Source organism: Haladaptatus sp. T7 (genome assembly GCF_026008575.1).
In the GTDB taxonomy this organism is placed as follows: domain Archaea; phylum Halobacteriota; class Halobacteria; order Halobacteriales; family Haladaptataceae; genus Haladaptatus; species Haladaptatus paucihalophilus.
Window position 1 is genome coordinate 183,878 of the sequence record NZ_BROP01000002.1, and the last position, 17,335, is coordinate 201,212.

Annotated in this window: 21 protein-coding genes; 11 read left to right on the forward strand and 10 right to left on the reverse strand. The window is 64.5% G+C overall.

Features of this window, described 5'->3' with window-relative positions:
• Nucleotides 1-76 precede the first annotated feature (76 nt).
• Nucleotides 77-391: a HalOD1 output domain-containing protein gene (locus OPC11_RS06945; protein WP_007979106.1), complete on the reverse strand. Its 315-nt coding sequence runs from the start codon at nucleotides 389-391 to the stop codon at nucleotides 77-79.
• Between the two features lie 176 nt (nucleotides 392-567).
• Between OPC11_RS06945 and OPC11_RS06950 the strand changes: the two genes are divergently transcribed.
• The gene (locus OPC11_RS06950; RefSeq protein ID WP_264781446.1) at nucleotides 568-1,923 is read left to right on the forward strand and encodes a DNA polymerase IV; all 1,356 of its coding nucleotides are present in this window, start codon (nucleotides 568-570) and stop codon (nucleotides 1,921-1,923) included.
• A gap of 52 nt (nucleotides 1,924-1,975) precedes the next feature.
• Nucleotides 1,976-2,260, forward strand: a complete 285-nt coding sequence (locus OPC11_RS06955) for a hypothetical protein (RefSeq protein ID WP_069452394.1) — start codon at nucleotides 1,976-1,978, stop codon at nucleotides 2,258-2,260.
• A 10-nt stretch (nucleotides 2,261-2,270) separates the two neighbouring features.
• On the opposite strand, the gene tpiA is transcribed toward OPC11_RS06955, so the two are convergent.
• The gene (tpiA, locus tag OPC11_RS06960; protein WP_264781447.1) at nucleotides 2,271-2,915 is read right to left on the reverse strand and encodes a triose-phosphate isomerase; all 645 of its coding nucleotides are present in this window, start codon (nucleotides 2,913-2,915) and stop codon (nucleotides 2,271-2,273) included.
• A 182-nt stretch (nucleotides 2,916-3,097) separates the two neighbouring features.
• On the opposite strand from tpiA, the gene OPC11_RS06965 reads away from it, so the two are divergent.
• Nucleotides 3,098-4,018 carry a DUF4349 domain-containing protein gene (locus OPC11_RS06965; RefSeq protein ID WP_264781448.1) on the forward strand — a complete coding sequence of 307 codons (921 nt, stop codon included), beginning with the start codon at nucleotides 3,098-3,100 and terminating at the stop codon, nucleotides 4,016-4,018.
• A gap of 72 nt (nucleotides 4,019-4,090) precedes the next feature.
• Here OPC11_RS06965 and OPC11_RS06970 read toward each other — a convergent pair whose 3' ends face one another.
• The 3 genes from OPC11_RS06970 to OPC11_RS06980 form a co-directional block, all read right to left on the reverse strand.
• Nucleotides 4,091-5,710, reverse strand: a complete 1,620-nt coding sequence (locus OPC11_RS06970) for a GMC family oxidoreductase (RefSeq protein WP_264781449.1) — start codon at nucleotides 5,708-5,710, stop codon at nucleotides 4,091-4,093.
• A complete protein-coding gene (locus OPC11_RS06975; protein WP_264781450.1) occupies nucleotides 5,707-6,249 on the reverse strand; it encodes a gluconate 2-dehydrogenase subunit 3 family protein in 543 nt (180 codons plus the stop codon). Before OPC11_RS06975 ends, OPC11_RS06970 begins: the two co-directional genes overlap by 4 nt.
• Nucleotides 6,250-6,373: 124 nt before the next feature.
• Nucleotides 6,374-7,327 (reverse strand): TIGR03557 family F420-dependent LLM class oxidoreductase, encoded by a 954-nt coding sequence (locus tag OPC11_RS06980; RefSeq protein ID WP_007979121.1) that lies wholly within the window; start codon nucleotides 7,325-7,327, stop codon nucleotides 6,374-6,376.
• A 191-nt stretch (nucleotides 7,328-7,518) separates the two neighbouring features.
• Here OPC11_RS06980 and OPC11_RS06985 point away from each other — a divergent pair, with 191 nt between their 5' ends.
• On the forward strand, nucleotides 7,519-7,761 hold the full coding sequence (locus OPC11_RS06985) for a hypothetical protein (protein WP_264781451.1): 243 nt from the start codon (nucleotides 7,519-7,521) through the stop codon (nucleotides 7,759-7,761).
• A 128-nt stretch (nucleotides 7,762-7,889) separates the two neighbouring features.
• Here OPC11_RS06985 and OPC11_RS06990 read toward each other — a convergent pair whose 3' ends face one another.
• Entirely contained in the window at nucleotides 7,890-8,195 is a 306-nt protein-coding gene (locus OPC11_RS06990; RefSeq protein ID WP_264781452.1) for a hypothetical protein, read from the reverse strand.
• A gap of 108 nt (nucleotides 8,196-8,303) precedes the next feature.
• On the opposite strand from OPC11_RS06990, the gene OPC11_RS06995 reads away from it, so the two are divergent.
• From OPC11_RS06995 to OPC11_RS07010, 4 genes are read left to right on the forward strand one after another with little or no spacing between them, the layout of a single operon-like run.
• Nucleotides 8,304-9,473, forward strand: coding sequence for a pyridoxal phosphate-dependent aminotransferase (locus OPC11_RS06995; RefSeq protein WP_264781453.1), 1,170 nt, complete (start codon nucleotides 8,304-8,306; stop codon nucleotides 9,471-9,473).
• Nucleotides 9,470-9,988, forward strand: a complete 519-nt coding sequence (locus tag OPC11_RS07000) for an AAA family ATPase (protein ID WP_264781454.1) — start codon at nucleotides 9,470-9,472, stop codon at nucleotides 9,986-9,988. Before OPC11_RS06995 ends, OPC11_RS07000 begins: the two co-directional genes overlap by 4 nt.
• Entirely contained in the window at nucleotides 9,988-10,590 is a 603-nt protein-coding gene (locus tag OPC11_RS07005) for a CDP-alcohol phosphatidyltransferase family protein (protein WP_007979132.1), read from the forward strand. Before OPC11_RS07000 ends, OPC11_RS07005 begins: the two co-directional genes overlap by 1 nt.
• A gap of 41 nt (nucleotides 10,591-10,631) precedes the next feature.
• Complete coding sequence (locus tag OPC11_RS07010) at nucleotides 10,632-11,165, forward strand: multiprotein bridging factor aMBF1 (RefSeq protein ID WP_264781455.1); 534 nt, start codon at nucleotides 10,632-10,634, stop codon at nucleotides 11,163-11,165.
• A gap of 392 nt (nucleotides 11,166-11,557) precedes the next feature.
• On the opposite strand, the gene OPC11_RS07015 is transcribed toward OPC11_RS07010, so the two are convergent.
• The 3 genes from OPC11_RS07015 to OPC11_RS07025 form a co-directional block, all read right to left on the reverse strand.
• Entirely contained in the window at nucleotides 11,558-11,992 is a 435-nt protein-coding gene (locus tag OPC11_RS07015; protein WP_264781456.1) for a hypothetical protein, read from the reverse strand.
• 53 nt (nucleotides 11,993-12,045) lie between these two features.
• Nucleotides 12,046-12,786, reverse strand: coding sequence for an ATP-NAD kinase (locus OPC11_RS07020; protein WP_264781457.1), 741 nt, complete (start codon nucleotides 12,784-12,786; stop codon nucleotides 12,046-12,048).
• Between the two features lie 114 nt (nucleotides 12,787-12,900).
• The gene (locus tag OPC11_RS07025) at nucleotides 12,901-14,211 is read right to left on the reverse strand and encodes a M28 family peptidase (protein ID WP_264781458.1); all 1,311 of its coding nucleotides are present in this window, start codon (nucleotides 14,209-14,211) and stop codon (nucleotides 12,901-12,903) included.
• A gap of 211 nt (nucleotides 14,212-14,422) precedes the next feature.
• Between OPC11_RS07025 and pdhA the strand changes: the two genes are divergently transcribed.
• A complete protein-coding gene (gene pdhA / locus OPC11_RS07030) occupies nucleotides 14,423-15,484 on the forward strand; it encodes a pyruvate dehydrogenase (acetyl-transferring) E1 component subunit alpha (RefSeq protein WP_264781459.1) in 1,062 nt (353 codons plus the stop codon).
• Between the two features lie 81 nt (nucleotides 15,485-15,565).
• Nucleotides 15,566-15,799 (forward strand): hypothetical protein, encoded by a 234-nt coding sequence (locus OPC11_RS07035; RefSeq protein WP_264781460.1) that lies wholly within the window; start codon nucleotides 15,566-15,568, stop codon nucleotides 15,797-15,799.
• Here the strand turns inward: OPC11_RS07035 and OPC11_RS07040 are convergent, their stop codons facing one another.
• The gene (locus tag OPC11_RS07040; RefSeq protein WP_264781461.1) at nucleotides 15,800-16,057 is read right to left on the reverse strand and encodes an MTH865 family protein; all 258 of its coding nucleotides are present in this window, start codon (nucleotides 16,055-16,057) and stop codon (nucleotides 15,800-15,802) included.
• 112 nt (nucleotides 16,058-16,169) lie between these two features.
• On the opposite strand from OPC11_RS07040, the gene OPC11_RS07045 reads away from it, so the two are divergent.
• Nucleotides 16,170-17,219 carry a M20/M25/M40 family metallo-hydrolase gene (locus OPC11_RS07045; protein ID WP_264781462.1) on the forward strand — a complete coding sequence of 350 codons (1,050 nt, stop codon included), beginning with the start codon at nucleotides 16,170-16,172 and terminating at the stop codon, nucleotides 17,217-17,219.
• Nucleotides 17,220-17,335 lie beyond the last annotated feature (116 nt).

The window sequence follows — 17,335 nt, forward strand, 5'->3', positions numbered from 1 at the left end:
TAGCGAACGGTTTCGGGCGCAGGCAGTGGCGATATCGATATCGGCTGGAGGTCGCGTACCCGAACGATGGTCGTCGTTAGTTGTCTCCCGATGCGGTCTCGGTGGTCGATGAAGGCGAGTCGGCGTCTCGAACGCGCTCGATGTCGATTCGACCGTCGCTGTGCACCGTCACTTCGTGGGGGCCGTACCGAAATTCGACGCTGCCGCTCGCTCGGGTGTCGCCCTCGTGCGTCGCGGAAAAGAGCGAATCGAGCGCGTCGGGGTCGATGATATCGTAGAGAACGGGCCTGATTTCCGTGGGGGTCGTTCCCTCGTGTTCGGCGATTGCGCTGATTACCCGGATACTGAGTCGATCATCCGCATTCGAACGTCCTTCGTCGGGGGCGACCATTGTATTCACGGCTACCACATATCCGTCCATAAACATAGCGGAATCGACCGTAGAAGCCCGGAGATCAGTATTTATCGCTTGTGGCCGCCAGAGATGTAAACGATATTTCCGCTTCGGTTTCCACTTTCGGCGTGGTTTGCACAGCTTCATTCCGTTGGCTCGCTAACGGACTGTCAATGTCGGACCGCGGCGGTTCACGCTTGCCCGGTGTCGGAGACGAACGCGAGGAGCGAATCGTCCTCCACGTCGATATGGACTGTTTCTACGCGGCCTGTGAGCGACTCCGCGAACCGGACCTTCGCGGCGAACCGGTCGTCGTCGGGATGGGGTACGAGGAGGGAGAGAACCACGGAGCCGTCGCCACCGCGAGCTACGAGGCCCGCGAATACGGCGTCGAAAGCGCCCAAGCAATCGGGAGCGCCCTCGAACGACTGCCCCGGAAGGCGGAGGGCGATTCGACCGATTCTAGCGGTGCTGACAGCGAAGATGGTGCTGACGGTGAGGACGAAGCGGACGTGGCTGGCTACTACCGACCCGTCGATATCGAGTTCTACAAATCGGTCAGCACGGACGTTCGTGCCATCCTCCACGACTGTGCGGATACGGTGCGCGAGGTGAGCATCGACGAGGCGTACCTCGACGTCACGGAACGGACCGCGTGGGAGGTCGCGGAGGGATTCGCCCGGCACGTCAAGAACCGAATCGAGCGCGAAGTCGGCGTCACGGCGAGCGTCGGCGTCGCGCCGAACATGAGCGCGGCGAAGATAGCGAGCGACCACGACAAACCGGACGGATTGGTCGTCGTCGAACCGGGAACGACGCGAGACTTCCTCGCCCCGCTCGACGTGGCCGAGATTCACGGCATCGGCCCCGTGACAGCCCGCACGCTCCGCGAGATGGGAATCGAGACGGCGGGAGACCTGGCCGATGCCGACCCGCGCACGCTCGTCGACCGGTTCGGCGAGCGCGGCCGCGAACTGTACCACCGCGCCCGCGGCGACGACGACAGGCGGGTGACGCCGACGGGACGGCCCAAGAGCCTCTCACGCGAATCGGCGTTCACCGACCCGACGACCGACCCCGAGGAGAAGCGCGCGCGGGTCAGCACGCTCGCGGCGGCCGTCGCCGAACGCGCCCGCGACCGGGACGCCATGTACCGGACCATCGGCGTGAAGGTCGTGACGCCGCCGTTCGACGTGCACACCCGCGAGCAGTCGCTTCCGGGAACGGTGGACGACCCCGAACTGGTCGAGGAAGTCGCCCTCGACCTGCTCGCCGAGTTCGACGACGACCGGGTTCGAAAGGTCGGCGTGCGCGTCTCGAACCTCCAGTTCACCGAGAGCGACCAGACGAGCCTCGACGGGTTCGACGCGCCGAGCGGGACGGGAGAGTCGAGAACGGCGGATAGCTCCGACTCGGCGGACGACCCGAAATCGTCGGCGGAGGCGGCGGATGATGGTGAGAAGACGGACGAGGGAGTCCATCGAACGTCACGCAAACGCGACGGGCAGGTGTCGCTCTCCGACTTCTAACATCCGTTTCGTTCTTCGGACCGCTGATTACCCCGCCCCGTGTAGTTCCGGTATGAACAAGCTGGCGGCGGTGGGCGACGAGGAGGGTCGCTGGCACCTTCCCCAACACGCCCACGTCATCGTCTACGAGGCCGAGCGGGGCGACCAACTGCTCACCATCTACGACTGCGGTGCGGCACAGAAACCGCCCTCGGCGCAGGTCATCGGCAACCTCGTCCGCATCCGGGCGGCCCACGAACTGGAGCGGACGGTCACGGGCTACATCGTGAGCATGCGGGAGGAATCGGTGCTGGAGCGACAGGAAAAGGACCACTTCGTCATCGTTTCCGACGAATAGTTCGAATCGATTACAGCGGTTCGACGAGGTTCTCCAGCGCGGCCTTCGGGTCGTCGGCCTTTGCGACGCCGCTCGCCAGGAGGACGCCTTCCGCGCCGAGGTTCCGCGCCGCAACGAGGTCTTCGCCGGTGCTGATGCCAGCGCCGCAGTAGACGCTCACGTCCTCATCGACCGCTTCCGCGGCGGCCACCGCGTCGGTCACGATGTCCGGGTCGGCCTTGCTGACGGGCGTGCCGGTGCCGATGAGTTCCGGGGGTTCGACGGCCACGGCGTCGGGGGAGAGGGCGGCGACCGCGCCGACCTGCTCGGGGTTGTTCGCACAGACCGTGGTGTCGAGGCCGACGCGCTCGGCGGCGTCGAGTCCGGCGTCGATGTCGGCGAGTTTCTGCCTGCACTCGGAGTGGTTGATCATGGTCCCGGTCGCGCCCGCGTCGGCGACGGCCTCCGCGAGGGTGCTCCCGGTGTGGCTTCCGTGTTCGACGGGACTGACGTGTTGGCCCCACGTTTCGACGCCCGTGTCGGCGACGCGCGAGAGGTGGGCGGTTTGCGGTGCCACGGCGATATCGACGCCGTAGTCGTCGCTCACGTCGCGGGCGGCGTCCGCGATTTCGACCGGGTCGCACGGATAGGCTTTCAGATTGACGAGTACGAACATATCCGAAGCGACTGTCGGCGCCCCCAAATAGGTTGCGTCATGCGCAAGTACGGACGGGGAAACCGGACGACGGAAACGCGGGAGGTGGATGCGGAGCGGGACGAGCGTTGATGCGACCGAAGGGTGAAACAGGTCTTTCACTCTACCCAACAGTTTTGTCCACGGCTTTACCAGTAGACCCCATGACAACACGCCCCCGACGACTGGCCGTCCTTTCGGTGGTCGTCCTCGTTGTCCTCGCCGGATGCGCCGGAATGGGCGGGAACGACGCGGCGAAGGACAGCGCGAATCACGATGGCGGCGGTTCGAACGGCGGCGACGCCGGGAACGCGCGCCCGAACGACGGGACGGCACCGCAGTCCGCCTTGGTCGTCCAGCAACGCGCCCTCATCCGAACCGGAAACGTCACGCTATCGGTCGAAAACTTCGGGAACACGAGTCGGTCCCTGACCCGCGCGGCCCGCGAACGCGGCGGGTTCGTCAGCGACTCCTCCCAGCGCGTCCACCGCGATGGTAACGAGACGTGGACCTCCGGGAGCGTCGTCTTCCGCGTCCCGAAGGAGAACTTCTCGGCGTTCTTCGAGCGGGTCAAACGAGCGGGTGAAGTGGCGGAGTCGAGCACCGGCACAGAGGACGTTACCGACCGGTTGGTGGACCTGAACGCCCGCCTCGAAAACCTCCGGTCACAGCGCGACAAGCTCCGGGCGCTCTACGAGAACGCGAGCGACACGGAGGCGGTGCTCTCGGTCCAGAAGCGACTCTCCGACGTGCAAACCGACATCGAACGACTGGAGGCGAAACAGCAGTCGCTCGAACGGCGAGTCGCCTACTCGACGGTGACGGTGCGGATGCACGAACCGCAACCGACGAGCGACACGAAAAGCCCGGCCGAGAAGTCGTGGTACGAGACGGGTGTCGTCGCCGCGTTCCTCGATTCGGTCGACGGTGCCATCGTCATGCTCCGCGCGTTCGTCGTCGGGGCGGCCTACCTCCTTCCGTACCTGGTCGTTCTCGGCGTTCCGGTCGGCGGTGCGGTCCTGCTCTTGCGCCGCCGGTCGGAGTCGGAGACGTCTGCCGCGCCCGTTACGGACGAAGAGGAATGAGGAAGACGGCTCGCAGTCGCTCGCGGACGGCTCACGGCCCCTGTGGGAAGTTCATAGCCGCCCGTGGACGGTTCACAACCGCTCGTGAACGTGGTCCGCGGCCTTCAGCGAGAGGGCCGCGATGGTGAGAGTGGGGTTCATCGCCCCGCTGGTGACGAAGACGCTGCTCGACGCGATGGTGCAGTTCTGCAGGTCGTGGGTGCGGAGGCGAGCGTTCACAACGCTCGCTTTCGGGTCGGTTCCCATCCGGGTCGTCCCCATGTGGTGAAACGCCGGGCCGGTGTTTTCGGGGCCGACGTGCCACGTCACCTCCGCGCCGAGTTCGTCGAGGATGGCCCGCTGAATCTCGTTCGCCCGGCGGAGCGTCGCCTTCGTCCGCTCGTCGACTCGCCAGTGAATCCGAGGAACCGGGTTGCCGTGGTCGTCGGTCGTTCCGGAATCGAGCGCGATTCGGTTCTCCTTTCGCGGTTTCTGACCGGCGAGCGCCCCCATGCCGACCGAGTTGCCGTACTCCTCGCGGATGGTCGAAAGCAGCTCGTCGCCCCACTCGTCCCCGTCGAGGGCGAGGCCGACCGGCGTAGGTCCCGCGTAGTTCGAGAATTCGAGTTTCAGGCGGTCGTACTCGGCGTCGTCGGCCGCCGAGATTCCCTTCGTTCCCCGCGCGGGGTCCTCGTAGAACTGGTGACATTCGCTGGTGATGAAGCCGACGCGGTGCTGTCGGGTGCGCCGGTCGATTCGTCCACCCATCCCCGCGTACAGGTGGTCCATGAAGTAGCGGCCGACCGCGCCGCTGGTGTTCGCCAGTCCGTCGGGATACGTCTTCGATTTCGAGAGGAGAAGCAGGCGGGGTATCTCCACCCCGCCACCGGCGAGGACGAACTCGCGGGCCTCCTGTCGGTGTTCGACGCTTCCCGTTCCCCCGTTCCCGTGGTCCGGCGCGGCATACACCGCGGCTTCGATGCGCTTTCCCTCGTCGTCGTGTTCTAGGCGTTGCACCGCCGCGCGGTCGATGACGCGCGCGCCTTCCTCCTCGGCCTTCCGCACGTGGACGTCGGCGCCGTACTTCGCGCCGGAGGGACAGACCGGTTTGCAGGTGCCGTAGCCGACGCACTCGCTTCGTCCGTCGTGCGGTTCGGAGTTGCGCGCGTTCGGCACGGAGTGCATGGCGACGCCGAGCGACTCGCACGCGTCGGCGAAGATGGAATCGCTGTGGGAGGGACGGAACGCGGGCAGGGGAAACGGTTCCTCGCGCGGCGGCGCGAAGGGGTTGTCGTCCGCACCCGCGACTCCGAGTTGCGACTCGGCGCGGGCGTAGTACGGTCGAAGGTCGTCGTAGCTGATGGGCCACGCGTCAAAATCGGATTCGTGCAGGCGCATGACCATTCCCTGCCAGTGGAGCGTGCTGCCGCCGACCCCCTTGACGCGGGCGCGGTTCAGCGGATAGAACTGCTCGCCGGTCGAGGTGTAGGCGTCCCGCGGCCCGCCCATGTCCCAGACCGAGCGGTCGTCGTCGCCGGGGCGAATCGCTCGCTCCATCCGACGTTTTCGGTCCTCGAATTCGAATCGCTCGCCCGCTTCGAGGACGACGACATCGTGGCCGCGTCGCGCGAGCGTGTGAGCGACCAACGCGCCCGCCGGACCCGCGCCGATGACACAGACGTCGGCACGCTCGGAGGGGGTTCGGTCGGTCATTCGTCACCACCTCGGTAGGTGTCGAGGCCGCCGGGGTACCCTTGTGGATTTTCGGTGCCGACGAGTTTCCCGCCGGTCGGCGAGGTGAACAGCGCGAAGAGGACGTCGTTGACGAGGTAGTACCGGACCCGCGCCGCGTCGGACCCGTCCGGGTCGGGACGCGCGGTCGCCACACCCATCTCGTCGAGGAGGGTGTTTCGCGTCTCTCGGTCGAGTTCGACGAACGTCCCGTCGTACCACTCGGTCGCGTAGGTGTCGAGGGTCGAAATCGCGGCGGCCGTTCCCCGCCGGTAGCCCGGGCGGTCCTCGGTGCGTCCGACGGCGTAGGTCGTCACAAACTCCCGGATTCCGGTCACTTCGGTGGGGAACACGACCCGCGCGACCGCGACGAGCGTGTCGATGTCGTGTGTCGCCAGCGCTGGCTCCTTCCCGTCGTCGCCGAACTCCAACACGTCGGATTCGACCAGCGCCGCCCCGCCGACGACGGCGACGCCGCTCGCGGCGAGGGCGGACAGCGCGTCCCGGCGCGTTAACTCCATTTCGAACGAGATTAGGCACACCTAAACCTTGAGGGTTGTCCTTCCCGTTCGCGCCTGTTCGAGTCCGTGCTCCGGTCTCGAAGACGGAGCGAAGATTCGCTCCCTCCGCGTCCGTCGGCTTCGCTCATTCGACCTCGGGTAGCACTTCCTCCTCGTAAAACCGGAAGAACGACTCTTGGTCGGGACCGATTTGGTGGACGTACACGTGGTCGTAGCCCGCGTCGGCGAACTGCTCTACATTCTCGATGTGCGTCTCCGGGTCGGGGTCGGTCACGATGCTCCCCTCGGCGATGTCCTCGCGGGTGACCATTTCACACGCCTGTTCGAAGTGGGTCGGCGTCGGCAGTTGCGAGTTGAGTTCGCCCGCGAGCGCGCTGTTCGGCCACCACTCGTGGGCCGTGTCGATGGCGTCCTCCTCGTCCTCCGCGTAACAGACGGTCATCTGACTATACCGCGGTCCCTCGCCGCCCGCGTCCTCCCACGTCTCCACCGTGTCCTGCGGACCGACGCTCCAGAACCCGTCGCCGAGGTCAGCGGCGGCTTGCGCCGCTCGCTTCCCGTAGGCGGAGACGATGATGTCCGGCGGTTCCTCGGGGAGCGTGTAGAGGCGCGCGTTCTCGACCGTGAAGTGGTCGCCGTAGTAGCTCTGCTGGCCGCCCTGCCACAGTTTGCGGATAATCTCGACCGCTTCTTCGAGCATCTCCGTTCGAACCGCGTGTTCGGGCCAGTGCTCGCCGGTGACGTGTTCGTTCAGGCGCTCGCCCGTCCCGACGCCGAGGAAGAAATCGCCCTCGAACATCGTCGCGGCGGTGGCGGCGGCTTGCGCGACGATGGCCGGATGCATCCGCATGATGGGGCAGTTCACCCCCACCCCGACCGGCAGGTCGTCCGTCGCCCGTGCGACCCCGCCAAGCGTGGACCAGACGAACGGGGCGTTTCCCTGTTGGCTTATCCACGGATGGTAGTGGTCGGAGATGGACGCGAACTCGAATCCCGCCCGCTCTGCGCGGACCGCGTGGTCGACCAGTTCGTTCGGCCCGTGCTCCTCGCTCGAAATGGTGTAGCCGATGTGCGTCATCGCGTTCCTCCGTCGGCGGTCGTGTCGAGAATCATGCCACCGGCGCTACATCGGTCGCCGGTATGAGGACTCTGGCTGAAAACGCAAGGACAGTTTCGACGGCGGTGTCCTCGAATCGCTCATGCCGTTCTTACCGCTCCTGCCAGTTCTTACTGCCCCTGCCGTTCCTACCGCTCTTACCGCTCCTGCAGTTGTCTTTGGAGCCGTTGCTGGCGTTCCTGTTGTCGGCGTTGTCCCCGTCGTCGCTGGTGTTCCGATTGTCGTGGCTGTCGTCCCCGTTGTTGCTGTTCGTTCGGTTGCTGTCGTCCCCGTTGTTGCTGTTCGTTCGGTTGCCGTCGTCCCCGTTGTTGCTGTTCGTTCGGTTGCCGTCGCCGCTCGGTGGGGTGTCGATATCGCTCCTCCGTCGGCGAGCGTTGCTGTTCCGACCGGTGTGACCCGCCGTGTCGCCGCTGGCGTTCCCCTCCTTGTCGCCGTTTTCCGTACCGTCGTTCCCGTTGTAGGCGCTCCTGTCGCTGTCGTCGTTCCTGTCTCCCCCCGCGAATTACGGTTCGCTCGACGTCGCTCAGCCGTCGTTCGGACCCGCCCTGTTGCCGTTCGATTTCACCTCGTCGTTCGCCTCCCTCTCGGTGCTGTTCGACCCCGTGCTGTCGCTGTCCCTGCCGCTGGCGACCGTAGCGTCGCTCTTTTTGCTGTCGTTGCTGTCGTCGATGTGGTTCGTGTTGCTCTCCCCGACCGCCTTGCCGACGGTTCGGTTTCGACCCGTACCGTCGCTGGTGGCCCGCCTGCCGTTCTCGTTCTCTCCCTTCCTTCCGCGGACCGCCGTACCGTTGGGGTTCCCGTTCGCTCTCCCGACCGCGTTGGCGCTCACGATGTCGATGATGTGTCATTGTACCTCACGGCTGAGTCGGTCGGAAATCGTTTAGTCGTGCTGGCCGCGGGTGGCCACGCTTAAGACCGGTCGGTGACACCTCCCGACATGGAACCACGAGACCTCTCCGCGCACGTCGCGTATCAGGCCGGACGGGGCATCGAAGAAGTCGCTCGGGAACTCGGCATCGACCCCGACGACCTCGTGAAACTCGCATCGAACGAGAACCCGTTCGGGCCGAGTCCGGCGGCGGTGGACGCCATCCGGGATGCGGCCGGGAACGCGAGCACGTACCCCAAGGCGTCGCACACCGACCTCACCGCCCGGCTCGCCGACCGCTGGAACGTCGAATCCGAACAGGTGTGGCTGGCGAACGGCGGCGACGGCGCGCTCGATTACCTCTCGCGCGCCTTGCTCGACCCGGGCGATACCGTCCTCGTCCCTTCCCCCGGGTTCGCCTACTACGGCATGAGCGCCCGCTACCACCACGGCGAGGTGAACGAGTACCGCCTCTCCGCCGAGGACGGCTTCCCGCTGACCGCGGACACCGTGCTCTCCCAGTACGACGGCGAGCGAATCGTCTACCTGACCAGCCCGCACAACCCGTCTGGCGGCCGGTTCTCGCTCGACGCCGTGACGAAAATCGCCGACGAGACCGACGAGGAAACGCTCGTCCTCGTGGACGAAGCCTACGGCGAGTACGCCGACGGACCGAGCGCGATTTCGCTCCTCGCCGAGCGCGATGACAGCGACACATCTGCCGGTGTGTCTGGCAATCGCGCTCCACGCGATGACAGCGATGCACCTACTGGTGCGTCTGGCAATCGCGCTCCGCGTGATGACGTTGCGGTCCTCCGCACGTTCTCCAAGGCGTACGGACTCGCGGGAGTCCGGCTCGGCTACGCCGTCGTCCCCGAGGAGTGGGCCGACGCGTATGCGCGCGTGAACACGCCCTTCGCGGCCAGCGAACTCGCCTGCCGTGGCGGCCTCGCGGCGCTCACGGACGACGAACACGTCGAGAAGTCCATCGAGACGGCCCGGTGGGCGCGCGAGTACATCTACGAGACCCTCGACGCGCCGACGTGGGAGAGCCACGGCAACTTCGTCCTCGCGGAGGTCGGCGACGCGAGCGCCGTCGCCGAGGCGGTCCAGGAACGCGGCGTCATCCTCCGCGACTGCACGAGCTTCGGGCTTCCCGACTGCGTGCGCATCACGTGTGGGACGAAAGACGAAACCCGACGCGCCGTGCGCGAACTCAACGAGGTGCTGTCCTCGTGAGGGTCGCCGTCACCGGAACCCCCGGCACGGGCAAGACGACGGCGACGGAACTGGTCGAAACCGACCTCGAAGTCGTCCACCTGAACGACGCGATTCGGGAGGAGGAACTCCACGACGGGGCGGACGAGGAGCGCGGGAGTCTCTACGCGAACTTCGACGCGATTCGGCAGTGGTTGGACGAACAGGGCGACGGAGGCGACGACCTGCTCGTCGATTCGCACCTCGCCCACCACTTCGACGCCGAGGAGGTCGTCGTCCTCCGGTGTCACCCCGAAGAGCTGCGCGAGCGACTGCTCGAACGCGGCGAGACGGACGCGAAGGCCGAGGAGAACGCCGAGAGCGAGGCTCTAGACGTGATTTTATCGGAGTCGGTCGCGGAACACGGCACCGAGTCGGTCTACGAAATCGACACGACCGACCGAGCGCCGGACGCGGTCGCGTCGGATATCGAGGCCGTTATCGAGGGCGAGCGCGAACCGTCCGCCGGAACCGTCGATTATCTGGAGTACCTCTAATGCTCGACCAACTTCGCCCCGTCGCCAACCGCGCGCTTCGACCGTTCGTCTCGGCATCGACAACCCTCGGATTAACGCCCAACGCGGTGAGTATCATCGCATTCGTCCTCGCGGGCGGTGCCGGTGTGGCGTTCTACGTCGCCCCGGGTGCCCCCGTCTGGTATCTCGTCGGTGCCGTCCTCGTCTTCCTGAACGGCTGGCTCGACATCCTCGACGGTGCGCTCGCCCGCGAACTCGGCACCGACTCGCCCGCGGGCGACCTGCTCGACCACGTTCTCGACCGCTACGCCGACATCATCCTCATCGTCGGGTTCGCGGCGGGACTGGGCCGGTTCGCGCTCGGACTCGCCGCCGTGACGGGCGTGTTGATGACCTCGTACCTCGGCACGCAAGCCCAAGCCGTCGGGTTGGACCGCGTGTACGGCGGTTTGCTCGGCCGGGCCGACCGGTTGGCGCTCATCGGCATCGTCGGTGCGCTGGCCGCGTTCGTCCAATCCGTCGGCGGGTACTCGCTCGTCGTGCTTTTACTCGCCCTGTTCGCCGTCGTCGGGCACATCACGGCGCTCCAGCGATTTTACTATTCGTGGCGCGCCTTGTCCTGACGTGGCGTGCCATTTATGAGTCGAGACGGTAAATAGCAAGTATGGTTCAGTGTGAGATGTGCGGTGCCGAAACGGCGTCTCCCAAGACTATCAAGGTCGAAGGTGCGGAACTCGACGTGTGTGACAACTGTGCCGACTTCGGCACGGAAGTCAAGACACAACAGACCTCCTCCACCTCGACCAAGTATTCGACGTCTTCGTCCTCGTCTTCGGGCAATTCGAGCACCAGCACTGGCAGTGCGGGGTCATCCGGCGGGTCGCGCTCGCGCCGGAGGGACATGTTCGACGACATGGACGAAATCGCGCCGGATTACGACGACCGAATTCGAAACGCGCGCGAATCGACCGGTCTGAGTCAGGAGGACCTCGCCAAGGAACTCAACGAGAAGGCCAGTCTCATCCGCAAACTCGAACACGGCGACATCCTGCCGAGCGACAGCGTGCAAAGGAAACTGGAGAAAAAACTCGACATCAGCCTCACCGTCGGTAGCGCCGGGGCAGACGACGAGGAGTGGAGCGGCGGCAGTTCGACCGGGAGTTACACCCTCGGCGACGTCGTGAAACGCAAAGACTGAACTCCACGACGCGATTTCCGTCTTTTTCGACGTTCGTGACGCCGTGAGCGGCGCGAACGCGGCGTGGTGTCTCGTCGATAGAAACGAGCGGTTCGAAGAAGTAGTATATTTCAGTATTTAACAGTGCTTTTTAGTACCATTCAGTACTTTTCGTTGTATTACAGTACTATTTTTCCATATTCAGTACTCTCTCCGCCGTATTCAGTATCTTGTCTACCGTTTCGGTGGTATTCGAGCGGGTACCGTTCGCTCGGACACGCAATCGGAACGCGTCGGACCTTCCGATTGCGACCGAGGTCCGACCTCGAAACTGGACTCCACGAAAAATCGAAACCCCATCACTCGGGAGCGGGATGTGAGAAACGAGAAAGGGAAAACCGAACGGAGCCGCTTCAGATAACGGCGTCCCAGATTGGCTTGATGATGAAGAAGACCGTCTCGTAGCCGATGTACATGAGGACGAGCACGGACGCCAAGACGGCCGCTTTCGGTTTTTCGAGCGGGAGTCCACGACGCAGCTCGACCGAGCGGGCCTCCACTTCGAAGAAGTCGGTGATGATGAGACCGAGGACGAGCGTCGAGAGGACGATACCGCCGTGGTGGTGGAGCGTCAGGAAGTAAAACGCCGAGAGGACCAGCAGGATGTTGCTGACCTCGTGGGGAATCCAGCGACTCAGCGTTTCGCGGTCGTCGTCTTTTGCCTGTTTCTCGTAGTTACGGGACGCGAGGATACGCGTCAGCATGTTGACCAACACGAGACCGAACACGACGAACCCGGCGTACGGTTCGAGCGCGTCGACCGGTCCGAGTAATGATAGGGGTTGCATGCTCGAAACTCAGTGCGACAGCGTATTATATTCTTTCCAATTGGGCCGCTCGGTCACTCGTCGAAAAACGGCCGACTTGATTCGACGCTGACGAGTTCCATCGACCCGTCGAACGCAACTTCGACCGGTTCGTGCGGTCGGACGGGACGGACCGACCGGTCGTCGGCGAGGAGTTCCACCGCGTCCTCGTCGCGTTCGACGGCCAACGTCACCGGGCCGCGGAGCACCCAGTTATCGACGTGGATGGCGAACGGTGCGACGGGAACGACGGAAACGACCCCGGTACCGCGTTCGACGACCGGTCCTCCGGCGTCGTGCGCGTAGCCCAAACTCCCGGTCGGCGTGGCGACGACCACGGCGTCGGCACGGAACTGGGAAACCTCTTCGCCCGCGACGCGGACGCTGTACTCCGATATTCGGGCGGGTTCGCTGGTCACCAGCGTCGCATCGAACAGCGCGTCGGCGACGTGTTCACCATCGACCGTCGCCGAGAGTAGCGGTCTGTCCACCGTCGTCCACTCCCCGGCGAGGAGGTCCGCGACGGCGGGTTCGATGTCGTTCGGCGCGACGCTCTCCAATCCCGGTCCGGCATCGACCGGCAGGACCGGGACCGACACGCCCGCGCGCACGAGGTTCGTTACTGCCTGCTCGCCGACCGCGACGACGACGGTCGGGTTCGCGTCGAGGACGGTTCCGGTGTCCTCGCTCGTCGTCGGTTCGGCTTCGTCACCGAGCGCACCCTCGATTTCCTCGACGACATCGCCGTCGGTACTCGGTACGATGCCTACACGCATTCTGGCCTCCGTCCATAGTGGTCGCGTGGTTCGGTCATTATCAGAACAGTCTCACCCCGACCAGAAAAGGATACCGCGCTCCGAGTGAAACCGTGCGACGGAAACGGACGCGGGTTACTCGTCGTAGGGCCAATCGCCGATTATCTTCATCCCCGCCGCTTGGTCCTCGGCTTCGAGCGCGTCGGCGATTTCCTCGGGGGCTTTGTGTTCGACCTCGAACTCGTCACTCGCGAGGTACACCGCCAACTCGGTGAGGAGGATGGCCTGTTCGCGGAGGTCGCGGACTTCGAGTTTGTCCAGCGTGTCGGCGAAAGTGTGTCCCCATCCACGTCCCTCGTCGCCCGTCTCGCTCATGACGTGATAGCCCGGGACGCCCCACTGGACGAACGGCCAGTGGTCGCTGTGCGGTCCCTGTTCGGGAATCGTCGAGATGGGGTGTCCGTACTGGTCCGCGACTTCGTGAGCCGCGTCGTCCAGTTCGTCGAACCCGTGCGTGGTGAACGTGAGCGTCCGCCCTCGGGCCACGCCGTCGTTGTTCAGGATGGCTTTGATGCCGCCGAAGTCGGTGACGCTGGCCATGTGCGACGACCCGTCGAGACCGACTTCCTCGGCACCGAAGGCGACGAAGTGAACCTTCGTGTCGAGTTCGTCCTCGCGCTCCGCGAGCGCGTTCGCCATCTCGACGACCATGGCCGTTCCCGCGCCGTTGTCCATCGCGCCCTCGGCGATGTCGTGGGCGTCGATGTGGCTGGTGACGAGCACTTCCCGCTCGGTGTCCGGGCCGAGTTCGGCGTGAACGTTCTGGCTGGTCGCGTCGTCTATCTCCGCATCGACGTTCACCGTCACGTCGTCACCTTCCCAGCGCCGAGCGAGTCGAGCACCGACTTCCTTCGAGACGCCGACGGCGGGGATGTCGCCGATGGGGTCCTCTTCGGTGCCGACGCTGCCGGTCGGCGGGAGACAGCCCTCGACGTGGTTGCGGAAGACGAAGGCGGCCGCACCGCCCTCGACGGCGTAGTAGTACTTCTCCCGTCGGTGGATGAACCGGTCGTAGTAGCTCGGGACGTTCGAGGCGACCATCACGACTTTTCCTTCGATGTCGTGCTTCTCGAAGTCGTCCGGGAGTCCGTAGCCGAGGTCCACCAACTCGCCGTCCGCGCTTCCGTCGGGACTGCGCGGCAGGGCGATACAGTCCTGTGTGGTGTCGCCAGCCTCGATGGAACTAGACCCCCGCGTCCAGCCCTGCACGTCGAACTCCGCCAGGCGAGCGTTCCGCGCGCCAGCGTCGGCGAGCGCGTCCCGGGTCGCTTCCGCGGCCTCCCGTTCTCCGTCGCTCCCGGTCATTCGGTTTCCGATATCGACTATCGTCTCCAGAAAGTTCCATCCCGCATCGCTCGTGAACGTCCGCCCGATCCACTGTGACATACGCCTACACATCTCTCAGGGGTCGCCTAAATGTTTCGAAACGTAACATCCTGACAAATCGTCGGTTATTCCGTCACTTTCGGAAGAATCCTCGGCGATTTATAATTTGGGTACTTAAACCACCTATCTATTCATCCCAATATTCCTTCTGTGGCGATGCTTTATAACGAATGATGCCGTTTGACCGATAGACAGTCGGTGATTCCAAGATATGGCTTCACAAGCACCTGACATGGCGCGCGTAGTTGGACTCGACGGTAGTGTCGAAGGGAACGTGAATCTCTCCCCGACGGACGTGGAGAACATGTACCGATTACAGGTACTCGCACGGACATTCGACGAGAAAGCCGTCTCGCTCCACCGGCAGGGGCGGATCGGGACCTACGCGCCATTGCAGGGGCAGGAAGCGGCACAAGTCGGTGCGGCGTACGCGCTTTCGCCGGACGACTACTGCTTCCCGACCTACCGCGACCACGGGATTTACATCACCCGCGGGCACGCGATGCGAGACATCCTGCTCCACCTCTCGGGAGCGGGTAACTACGTGGACCGCGAGGATGCTGACGGACTCCGGACGTTTCCGCCGACGATTCCCATCGCCACCCAACTGCCCCACGCGGTCGGCGTCGGCATGGGTGCGAACTACACGGATGACGACTGCGCCGTCCTCGCCAGCTTCGGTGACGGCGCGACGAGCGAAGGCGACTTCCACGAGGCGCTGAACTTCGCTGGCGTCTTCGAGACGCCGACGGTGTTCTTCTGTCAGAACAACCAGTGGGCGATTTCGGTGCCGCGCGAGCGCCAGACGGCCAGCGCCACCATCGCCCAGAAAGCACAGGCATACGGCTTCGAGGGGGTCCGCGTGGACGGTAACGACGTGCTGGCCGTCTACCGGACCGTCTCCGACGCGCTCGAACGCGCGAAGGAGGGCGAGCCGATACTCATCGAAGCGGTCACGTATCGGCAAGGTGCGCACACCACGACCGACGACCCGACGAAGTACCGCGACGACGCGGAAGTCGATGCGTGGGCGGAAAAGGACCCGATAGAACGGACCCGCGAGTACCTCGAAACGGAGCACGGCTGGACGGACGAGGACGAGGACGAACTTCGTGAGGAGGCGAAAGTGCGGGTCGCGGAAGCCGTCGAGGCCGCCGAAGCGCACGACGGTTACGACGTCGATGCCATCTTCGACCACGTGTACGCGGACGACCATCCCCGCTACTCACGACAGCGCGCCAACGTCCCCGAAAACCCCGACGTTGAACGCTGACGCCCCGCCCGACTCGTTCTCGCCGCGGCGGTCGCCAGCACAGTTATGTGTCGGGCTGTGGTATCCGGCACGGGGTCTACGATGGAACGTCACGAAAGACGAATGGGAGAGTACGGGGCGGAAACCGAGCAAATAGCGGACATCGCCGAGATGGAAATCACGGATCCGACGCTGACGTGGCTCGAAGTGTCACAGCCACAGCAGCCGATTCCGCTCGGGGAAAACGACCGGGTGATAGACAGCCGATTCAACGAGCAACACGACGTGTGGGAGGTACTGCTCGTCGCGTTGCCGGACGAGGAAGAAGAATCGTAGTTACAGCATGTCCTTCTGTTTCAGCCCTTCGATGAGGTCATCGACGAGGGCGTCAACGTCGTCGTAGGGGAAGTCCTGTGCGTCGTTCATCTTCGTCGCGAGCTCCATCGCCGTGAAGCTCGTATCGCCCGCTTCGAAGCGCGTGCCGGGACCGTTCGGTAGCGCCGGAACGAGTTCCATCGGGTTGCTGACGGGGTAGTCTGCACCTTTGAACGCGTCCTGGAACTGCTGTCGGAATTCCGCTTCTTTGTCAGCCATGTCAGCCACTGTGTGAGTAAACGGCAAAAACGTTCCGAAACCACAATACACAAGTTGTGAGTTTATTCTCCGCTTCAGAGAGGTTTATACGGAGATGGGAACGAGATTCGGTATGGCATTCGATTTCGATTTCGAACTTTTGTGCGAACTGACGGAGGCGAACGGTGCGGCGGGGTACGAGGACCGAATCCGCGACATCGTTCGACGGGAGTTGGAGGACGAAGTTGACGAACTCCACACCGACGCGATGGGGAACGTCGTCGGGACGATAGAAGGGTCCGAGGACTACGACGTCGCCGTCGCCGCCCACATGGACGAAATCGGATTCATGGTCCGGCACGTCAACGAGGACGGTTTCGTCTCGCTCGACGCGCTCGGCGGGTGGGATTCCCGCGTGTTGCGAGCACAGCGCGTCGTCGTTCACGCCGAGGGCGGTGACCTACCCGGCGTTATCGGCTCGGTACCGCCGCACCTGTTGGACGGCGACGAGGAAGAAGAGGACGTCGAGGACATCTACGTCGACCTCGGGCTTCCGGCGGACGAAGCGACCGAGCGCGTGTCGGTCGGCGACATCGTTACGATGGAACAGACGACGAGGAAAGTCGGCGAGAACGTCTCCGGCAAGGCGCTCGACGACCGCGTTTGTCTCTTCGCCATGCTGGAGGCTGCAAAGCGAATCGAGGACCCCGATGCGACCATCCACTTCTGTGCCACGGTACAGGAGGAAATCGGCCTTCGCGGTGCGACCGCACTCGGCGTCGACGTGGACCCCGACCTCGCGGTCGCCCTCGACGTCACCGTCGCAAACGATTTCCCCGCCGTGAAGCGCGAACGGGACTACGTGACCAGCCTCGGTGACGGCACCGCTATCAAACTCAAGGACGGCAGCGTCGTCACCACCCCGAAGGTCCACCGTCGGATGCGGTCGCTGGCCGAGGCGCGCGACATCCCGTACCAACTCGAAGTGCTTCCCTCGGGCGGGACCGACACCGCCGGTTTCCAGAACACCTACGGTGCGAAACCGGTCGGCGCTATCTCCATCCCGACGCGCTACCTCCACACCGTCACCGAGAGTGCCAACGGCGACGACGTATCCGCGACCATCGATCTCCTCACCGCCTTCCTCGAAACCGAGGACGGCGAGCACGATTACGCGCTCTAGAGCCACCAGCTTTCAGCCACCACCTTTTACGACGGTCACAAGCAGGAGCGATGGCGACAGCCATCGCTCTTGCTGGCTTCTTCACGGCTTCGCCGTGGAGGAACGAGGGAGCTCCG